Origin of the sequence: Mesorhizobium sp. M7A.F.Ca.US.007.01.2.1, assembly GCF_003998165.1 — a bacterium.
In the GTDB taxonomy this organism is placed as follows: Bacteria; Pseudomonadota; Alphaproteobacteria; order Rhizobiales; family Rhizobiaceae; genus Mesorhizobium; species Mesorhizobium ciceri.
This window is the reverse complement of the sequence record NZ_RZQP01000258.1, coordinates 1-7,775: the sequence shown is the minus strand read 5'-3', so window position 1 is coordinate 7,775 and position 7,775 is coordinate 1. Positions and strand designations below refer to the sequence as shown.

The following is a 7,775-nucleotide window of genomic DNA, read 5'->3' as shown; positions in this document are numbered from 1 at the left end:
GGCGATGATCGCCTCATGCCGTCCAGCCTTCGCCGTCCGCGCCACGGCTCCGGAAAAACGCGAGCCGGCGATGCTCTCGAATGTGCGCGTCTGTCCGATCGCGATCTCGCCTTTGGCATGCATGGCCGCCAGCCTTGCGGTGACGCCGGAACCGGTTGGCGAGCGGTCGACCTCGGCTTCGGCGAAGACGCAGATGTTTTTGGTCACCTCGCCGGAAAATTTGTCGCGGCCATCGGTCAGGATGGTACCGTATAGGAAGGCAAGGTCGCCGTGGTCGGGATGCGACAGCGGAAATTCAGCCTTGAGCCTGTCCGTCAGCCCCGTTGCCGCATCGACGAAATCGCGCATCCGGCTTCTGCCGAATTCGAGCCCGAATTGGTGACAATCGGCCAGCGCGTAGAAGGCGCCGCCATAGGCGACGTCGAAGCCAATCGTGCCGTGGCCCGCCAATTCGATCGCCTGTCCACCGGCGAACAGGAAGGCCGGCACGCTTTCGAACGACACCGCACCGGCCTTGCCGTCCCTGACCTCGACCGAGGCGACGACCAGCCCGCACGGCGCCTCGATATTGACTGTCGTGACTGGTTCCTGTTTCGCCACCAGCCCTTCATCGATGGCGTAGCGGCCGAGCGCGACGATGGCGTGGCCGCACATCGTCGAATAACCCTCATTGTGCATGAACAGCACGGCGAGGTCGGCGCCGGGCAGGTCCGGCTCGACCAGCAAGGCGCCATACATGTCGTAATGGCCGCGTGGCTCGAACATCAGGATTTTCCTGAGATGATCGAGATGGTCGCGCACATAGGCGCGCTTTTCCAGGATCGTGCCCTTGGGGATACCGGGATAGCCGCCGGTGACGATCCTCAGCGGCTCGCCGCCGGTATGCATGTCGACCACGGTCAGCGTCATGCGACGGGCCCCATTAATCCGAAGATTTGCCGAAGAGGGCCTGCAATTTGCTGAACGGCATGGCGGCGCGGGTGAAGCCGAAGGTGCCGTCTTGCTGGATTTCGCGTGCCGCCGTTTCCAGCATGCCGTAGGCGAAATTGGTCAGCCACGGCCCGAGCGAGATACGCTTGACGCCGGCCATGGCGAGATCGGCGATGGTAAAGCCCGGTACCGCCATGACATTGACCGGCTTGCTGACGGCAGAGCAGAGCGTGCGGATCATCTCGACGTTGCCGATGCCTGGCGCATAGAGTACGTCGGCGCCGGCCTTCTCGAATGCCTGCAGCCGCTTGATCGTGTCGTCGAGGTCGGACTTGCCCCAGAGGAAGTTCTCGGCCCGCGCAGTGAAGACGAAATCGCGTTTCAGGGCCCGCGCCGCTTCCACGGCCGCCGCAACGCGTTCGACGGCGTGCGCAAAATCATAGATCGGCTTGTCCGGATCGCCGGTGTGGTCTTCGATCGAGCAGCCGGCAAGGCCGGCAGCTTCCGCCGCGAAGATGGTTTCGGCGGCCTGCTCGGCGCTGTCGCCCTTGCCTTTCTCGAGGTCGGCCGAGACCGGCAGGCTGGTCGCCGCGGTCACTTCGCGGCAATGGTGGATCATCTGGTCGAAGGTCACCGCGCCGTCCGGCAGGCCGCGCGAAAAGGCAAAGCCGGCGCTGGTCGTCGCCAGCGCCGTGAAGCCGAACGAGCCGAGCAGCTTGGTCGTGCCGATATCCCAGGGATTGGGCACGACGAAGGTCGAGGCATGCAGGTCGCGAAAGATCTTGCCCTTGTCCATGGTAGTACCCCATCATATGCGGTGTGGCCGAGCGGATTTTATCCTGCTCCATCTGGCCGGGCAAACGAATGCGGTTGGTTCAGAAGCGTTTGGCGTTCTCTCCTGCCAAATTGTTCAGCGCGTCGGAATCCTTGGCGTAGTGCGACGTTGTCTTGTCCCAATGATAGGTGACGGAGATGTCGTGAGATTCAGGTTTGGGCGGCTGGTCATCGCAGCTTTCGTCGTTCACGACGGTGGCATCGGTCACCGTTACCTTGATCGCCGCATGGCGTCGGCCCTCTGCGATGGCTTTAAAGGCAACGTCCTGCGTCCGGCTATAGGCACACACGTGCTCGTCGAACAAATAGATGATGTCGATCAGCTTCAACTTGTCCCTGGCGACCATAATCAGCGGGACGATCATATAGTTCTGGTTTGAATTGGAATGCGAACTCTCGATCATGAGGATATCATCATTGGCGCCGATGCCGAGCTTGCCGGGTTCGCGGAAATAGGTGCTGCGGTCGAGGGCGACATTGGCGGCGTCGAGCAGCCTTGGTTTGCCCGTAATGTCGTAGAGCGCTAGCACCGCATAGCCTTCTGCGCTGTCTGAGGAATCGCCGAGATCGAACAGCATGGTCAGGCGGTCCTTGCCTCCCGCCTTGATGGCAAGCACGGAGGCATTGGAAAAGCCTGAGGTTTCGGGCGGCGAGCCGCCGCTGTCGGGTCCCTCGATATGGCGCATCGCGATCGGCAGCCCGCCCCTGTAAAAGCCATTCTTGTCGGCGGCAAGGTCTGGAATGATCATCCTGGCGAGGTCAAGATAGGTGATGTCTTTTTGGCCGGGCAGTGGGCTGCCGAGCTCCGGAAGGCTGGCGTCTTGCGCGCCGGCTGCGGTCCACAGCAATGGCAGCAGCATCACGGCGAGGATGAAGCGAAGCAGGTTCGTCGGCATGGTCGCCTCAGGCTGTCGGGCGCGCGGAACGTAGCACAGCCTCCCAACCCGTCCAGCCCGTCAGCCAGCTCAGTGGATCGGCACCAGCCCGGCCAGTTCGCGCATGTCGTCGAACAGGATGCCGCCGGCCTGGATAAGGCCGTCGCGGTCGGAATAGGGATCGGCGTGATAGGAAAACACCCGCATGCCGGCCGCGATGCCGGCCTGCGTGCCAGCGACGCTGTCCTCGATGACGATGCAGTCGGCAGGTGCAAAGCCCACGGTTTTCGCAGCATGCAGGAACAGGTCCGGAAACGGCTTGCCGCGCGCGACCATCGTCGAGGAAAACATCGCGTGTTCGAACAGCGGCAACAGCCCGGTCTGGCCAAGTGTGATGTGCATCTTCGACACCCGGGCCGAGGTGGCGACGCAATAGGCGATCCCGGCTGACCGCACGGCCTCGACGAATTCGCGGACATAAGGGATTGCTTCGACGCCGTGGGCGAACAGGTCTGGCAGGCCGGCGTTCCAGCGATCGACAAAATCGGCGCCAAGCCTGACGCTGGTCTCTTCTTCGATCTCTTTCTGCACCGACGCCATGCTGCGGCCGGAGAAATTCTTGCGGCAATATTCGAAGCTTGTCGGATAGCCGGCAGCGGTCAGCCATTCGGCAAGGCGCCGATTGGCCAGGTTCTCCGTATCGACCAGGATCCCGTCGCAGTCGAAGATGACAAGTTTAGGCAGTTCAGGCATCAGGCGGTGCCGGTCGATCCGAACCCGCCCGCGCCGCGCGCCGTGCCGCCGGCCAGGTTGCGCTCTTCCACGGCGGCTTGCGTCACCGCGGCAAAAACGATCTGGGCGATGCGCATGCCGCGCGTCACGGCAAAGTCCTCGTCGCCGAGATTGATCAGCAGCACCTTGACCTCGCCGCGATAGTCGCTGTCGATGGTGCCGGGCGTGTTGAGGACGGTCAGCCCATGCTTGAAGGCAAGGCCCGAGCGCGGCCGCACCTGGCCTTCCATGCCTTCGGGAATTTCCAGGATCAGCCCGGTCGGCACCAGAGCGCGTTTTCCGGGCAGGATCAGCAGCGGCCGGTCGTCCGGCACCGCGGCGCGCAGATCCATGCCGGCAGCACCGGTGCTTTCATAAGCAGGAAGGGGAAGTCCTTCAGCATGCGGCAACCTGACGAAGCCGACGGTCGGACCGATGACGGAGGGAGTTTGAAGGGCTGCGCGCATAAAATCGATCCTATCGGCGCGAACGGCGATTCGGTCAACTCGCCCGCAAGCCTATCAACGGCTTTCTTTCAGGCATCAGTATGGCCTGAGGTGTGTTGAGATTCAGGTCAGGCCGAGTCGAAACCCGTCGTTTGCAGGCCGGCATCACCTGAATATCGACATATCTTAGCGCACTTCCATCGGAACCACCGTCGTCTCCTTGATCTCTTCCATCACGAAAGAGGCGGAAACATCAGACAGCGCCACCTTGGCGATCAGCCGCTGGTAGAGCCGGTCATAGGCCTTCACGTCGGCGACGCGGGCGCGCAGAACGTAGTCGAGGTCGCCGGACATGCGGTAGACGCCGATGATCTCGGGAAAGCCGGTCACCGCCGCCCGGAATCTCTGCAGCCACTCCGGATCGTGGTTGGACGTGCGGATCAGGATGAAGACGGAAAGGCCAAGCCCGAGCTTTTCGGCATCGACCAGCGCCACCCTGCCGGTGATGACACCGGCCTCCTCCAGCCGCTTCACCCGGCGCCAGCAGGCATTGCGCGACAGCGCCACCCGTTCCGACAACTGGTCGACCGACAGCGTGCCGTCGCGTTGCAACTCGGCGAGCAATTTCCGGTCGATTTCGTCAATTTCCAGCGCCATGTGGGATATTTGTCCCATGCATCACCGAAATACAAGGACATTTTGAGACCGATGAACCGGCGAAGCATGTCAGGATACTCATATCAGGAACTTCAAGCGCTGAAGGGGAACCAGCATGTCGGTCGCAAGGATTTTCACCTCTCATCCGGCCAAGGTCGGCGAAACCTATTTCAGCCACATGGGCTTTGCCGCCTGGTTTTCGTCGCGCCTGTTGATGGCGGCGGGCGCCGCGCTCGTTCATGCTTTCTTGCCATTTCTGTTTGAAACTACCGCCAGCCGAATCGTTCGCGAGCTTTACGAGCGGACGCACAACAGAGGCACGCACGCGACCAAGGAGCCTGCGGCTCTTATGGATCGCGCCTAGGCGATCCCGCCATCGAGCTTCGTCACCATGACCAGGGACGGGATCAACATTCGGCCTTTTGCTCCGGCCGTGGCGAAGCTGGCGTTGGCCGGGTAGTTGCAAATTGCGGCAACGCCGCGGGCCAGCGCCCCCCTCTGTCCTGCCGGACATCTCCCCCTCAAGGGGGGAGATTGGATGTCGCGACGGCTTTCGCCAATCGCCGACCTTGCGGGACCGAGCGAGGCGCCGAAACTGCCAATCTCCCCACTCGAGGGGGAGATGTCCGGCAGGACAGAGGGGGGCGCCGTAGGGCGTTAACCTATACAGACATCGGCCGACGCTACCGTCCGTCCGGGTTATTGAGCAAACCGTCCCAACCCGTAAGGCGCGAGCAGCGGATCGCGCTCGCCATCAAGGATTTCGCGAGCGGCAAACAGGCCGACGGCCGGCGCCAGCGTGATGCCGGAATGCATGACGCTGACATAGACGCCGTCCATGCCCTCGGCGCGGCCGACGATTGGAAAGCCATCGATCGGCGTCGGCCGGTAGCCGACCGTGTGGAAATCGAGTTCCAACCCGTCGCTGTCGCGCAGCATGGCTTTCATGGCCGCAAACAGCGCGTGGGCGGTGGCTTCGGCATCCATGCCCGGGTCGGCGCCGCCAAAATCCGAGCCGGCGATGATGCGACCTTCCGCTGTCTGGCGCATGTGCAGCCGCTCGGCCAGCACCAGCCCGTTGAGCCGCTTTTCGGTGGGCCGCGAATGGACGATCAGGCCGGGCGGCGTTTCGATCGGCAGGTTGATCCCGGCGGTCGCGGCGATCTCCGGCGAGCCGACGCCAGCCGCGATCACCACCTCGTCTGATGCAATCAATCCATGCGATGTGTCGACACCGGTGATCCTGCCGCCGGTCTGGACCAGGGCCGTCACCGTGCTGGAGATGATCTTCGCGCCATGTCGCTCCGCGTCCGCCAACAGGGCGCGCGTGGCAGTCACCGGTTCGGCGACGCCTTCCTCAGCCACATACAGGGCAAAATCCGGAAGCTCGGTGAGATTGGGCTCGATGCGCGCAGCACCGGCGCGGTCGACTTGGCTGATGCCATAGCCCCAGGCGGAATGTTCCGTGGCGTAGGCTTCCATATCGGCCGCCGGCAAATCCCAGCACAGGCCGCCGCACCAGCTCAGCGGTAGGCCGGGAAGGTCCCGCGCCAGCCGCGTCCACTCTGCCATCGCGCGGGTGCGCAGCCGGAAATACGGCTCCGGATTGCCCCAGCTGGCATTGATCCAGGCAAACGAATTCGGCGTCGCCACCCCGCCGGCAGCACTGTCGGCAATCACCGTCACTTGCGCGCCGGCCTTGGCCAAGCGCCAGGCGATCGAGGCGCCGATGATGCCGGCGCCGATGACGATCACTTGTTTCGCCGCAGTCATGCTTGCTCCTCTGCCTCGTCATCCCGAGGGATGTTCATCCAGTGCCATCCCGGCAGCCGCTTGCCAACATCGCGCAGCGCAAAATATGCGGCAATGCACTGGCCGGAGCCATAGCACGGCTGAGCTGTATGCTCGGATGGTGAGGCGGCGATCAGCAGAGTCCGAGCCGCCGGACCGGTCGACAGGCCGGCACTGCGCTGCTAGAAGCCCGGCCTGTCACACGGAAATCCCAGAGAATGCCCGAAGCAATAGAAGAAGAAGTGGCGCGCCGCCGCACCTTCGCGATCATCGCGCACCCGGACGCCGGCAAGACCACGCTCACCGAAAAGCTGCTGCTGTTCGGCGGCGCCATCCAGCTTGCCGGCGAGGTCAAGGCCAAGAAGGACAAGATCCAGACGCGGTCGGACTGGATGAAGATCGAGCGTGAGCGCGGCATTTCGGTCGTCACTTCGGTGATGACCTTCGAGTATGAGGACAATGTCTTCAACCTGCTCGACACGCCCGGCCACGAGGATTTCGCAGACGACACCTATCGCACGCTATCGGCGGTCGACTCGGCCGTCATGGTCATCGATGCCGCCAAGGGCATCGAGCCGCGCACGCTGAAGCTTTTCGAAGTCTGCCGGCTACGCGACATCCCGATCATCACCTTCGTCAACAAGATGGATCGCGAAAGCCGCGATCCGTTCGAGATTCTGGATGAGATCGAGCAGAAGCTGGCGCTGGATACGGCGCCGATCACCTGGCCGATCGGCCGGGGCAAGAATTTTTCCGGCACCTACCATCTGGCGCTGAACGCCGTGCGCAGGGGCGACGACGAGAAGGAGCGCACGCCGGTCAACGGTCCCGATTCCAACCGCGTCGCCGGCCTTTTGCCGGAGAACGAGCGCGAGGCCTTCATCGAGGAGCTGGAGCTGGCGCGGGAAGCGTGCAGACCCCTTGATATAGAAGCCTTCCGCGAGGGTCACCTGACGCCGGTCTATTTCGGCTCGGCGCTGCGCAATTATGGCGTGCGCGACCTGATCGAGGCGCTCGGCGCTTTTGGACCGCCGCCGCGTGCTCAAGAGGCCGACACCCGCAAGGTCGAGGCGACCGAAGAGAAGATGACGTCCTTCGTCTTCAAGATCCAAGCCAACATGGATCCCAACCACCGCGACCGCATAGCCTTCGTCCGCGTCTGTTCGGGCAAGCTCGAGCGCGGCATGAAGGCCAAGCTGGTACGCACGGGAAAACCGATGTCGCTGTCGGCGCCGCAGTTCTTCTTTGCCCGCACACGCGTCACCGCCGACGAGGCCTTTGCCGGCGACGTCGTCGGCATTCCCAACCACGGCACGCTGCGTATTGGCGATACGCTGACCGAGGGCGAGGAAATCCTGTTCCGCGGCGTTCCGAATTTCGCCCCGGAAATCCTGCGCCGTGTCCGCCTCGGCGACGCGATGAAGGCCAAAAAGCTGAAGGAAGCGCTGCACCAGATGGCAGAGGAGGGCGT

At 63.1% G+C, this 7,775-nt stretch carries 9 protein-coding genes; 2 read left to right on the top strand and 7 right to left on the bottom strand.

Annotated features, from left to right (window positions below; genetic code table 11):
* The 6 genes from EN949_RS30035 to EN949_RS30010 all read right to left on the bottom strand — a co-directional run.
* Positions 1-909, bottom strand: a 909-nt coding sequence (locus EN949_RS30035) for a proline racemase family protein (RefSeq protein WP_127371874.1), incomplete at its 3' end; no start/stop codon positions are given.
* Positions 910-922: 13 nt separating this feature from the next.
* Positions 923-1,726: an oxaloacetate decarboxylase gene (locus EN949_RS30030; RefSeq protein ID WP_024505790.1), complete on the bottom strand. Its 804-nt coding sequence runs from the start codon at positions 1,724-1,726 to the stop codon at positions 923-925.
* A gap of 79 nt (positions 1,727-1,805) precedes the next feature.
* Positions 1,806-2,660 carry a hypothetical protein gene (locus EN949_RS30025; RefSeq protein WP_013528047.1) on the bottom strand — a complete coding sequence of 285 codons (855 nt, stop codon included), beginning with the start codon at positions 2,658-2,660 and terminating at the stop codon, positions 1,806-1,808.
* A 69-nt stretch (positions 2,661-2,729) separates the two neighbouring features.
* Positions 2,730-3,392, bottom strand: coding sequence for an HAD family phosphatase (locus EN949_RS30020; protein ID WP_013528046.1), 663 nt, complete (start codon positions 3,390-3,392; stop codon positions 2,730-2,732).
* On the bottom strand, positions 3,392-3,877 hold the full coding sequence (dut, locus tag EN949_RS30015; RefSeq protein WP_013528045.1) for a dUTP diphosphatase: 486 nt from the start codon (positions 3,875-3,877) through the stop codon (positions 3,392-3,394). The genes EN949_RS30020 and dut overlap by 1 nt, the downstream gene beginning before the upstream one ends.
* 165 nt (positions 3,878-4,042) lie before the next feature.
* Positions 4,043-4,513 carry an Lrp/AsnC family transcriptional regulator gene (locus EN949_RS30010; RefSeq protein ID WP_013528044.1) on the bottom strand — a complete coding sequence of 157 codons (471 nt, stop codon included), beginning with the start codon at positions 4,511-4,513 and terminating at the stop codon, positions 4,043-4,045.
* A 115-nt stretch (positions 4,514-4,628) separates the two neighbouring features.
* Between EN949_RS30010 and EN949_RS30005 the strand changes: the two genes are divergently transcribed.
* Positions 4,629-4,877, top strand: coding sequence for a DUF6356 family protein (locus EN949_RS30005; RefSeq protein WP_013528043.1), 249 nt, complete (start codon positions 4,629-4,631; stop codon positions 4,875-4,877).
* Positions 4,878-5,212: 335 nt separating this feature from the next.
* On the opposite strand, the gene EN949_RS29990 is transcribed toward EN949_RS30005, so the two are convergent.
* Positions 5,213-6,286, bottom strand: coding sequence for an FAD-binding oxidoreductase (locus EN949_RS29990; RefSeq protein ID WP_127366240.1), 1,074 nt, complete (start codon positions 6,284-6,286; stop codon positions 5,213-5,215).
* Positions 6,287-6,522: 236 nt separating this feature from the next.
* Here EN949_RS29990 and EN949_RS29985 point away from each other — a divergent pair.
* A partial coding sequence (locus EN949_RS29985) for a peptide chain release factor 3 (RefSeq protein ID WP_127371873.1) occupies positions 6,523-7,775 on the top strand: 1,253 nt, incomplete at its 3' end.

Excerpts from the sequence above, each read along its gene's own strand:
- EN949_RS30030 (WP_024505790.1), bottom strand. The coding sequence starts at position 1,726 with ATGGACAAGGGCAAGATCTTTCGCGACCTGCATGCCTCGACCTTCGTC.
- EN949_RS29990 (WP_127366240.1), bottom strand. The coding sequence starts at position 6,286 with ATGACTGCGGCGAAACAAGTGATCGTCATCGGCGCCGGCATCATCGGC.
- EN949_RS30005 (WP_013528043.1), top strand. The coding sequence starts at position 4,629 with ATGTCGGTCGCAAGGATTTTCACCTCTCATCCGGCCAAGGTCGGCGAA.
- dut (WP_013528045.1), bottom strand. The coding sequence starts at position 3,877 with ATGCGCGCAGCCCTTCAAACTCCCTCCGTCATCGGTCCGACCGTCGGC.
- EN949_RS30020 (WP_013528046.1), bottom strand. The coding sequence starts at position 3,392 with ATGCCTGAACTGCCTAAACTTGTCATCTTCGACTGCGACGGGATCCTG.
- EN949_RS30025 (WP_013528047.1), bottom strand. The coding sequence starts at position 2,660 with ATGCCGACGAACCTGCTTCGCTTCATCCTCGCCGTGATGCTGCTGCCA.
- EN949_RS30010 (WP_013528044.1), bottom strand. The coding sequence starts at position 4,513 with ATGGCGCTGGAAATTGACGAAATCGACCGGAAATTGCTCGCCGAGTTG.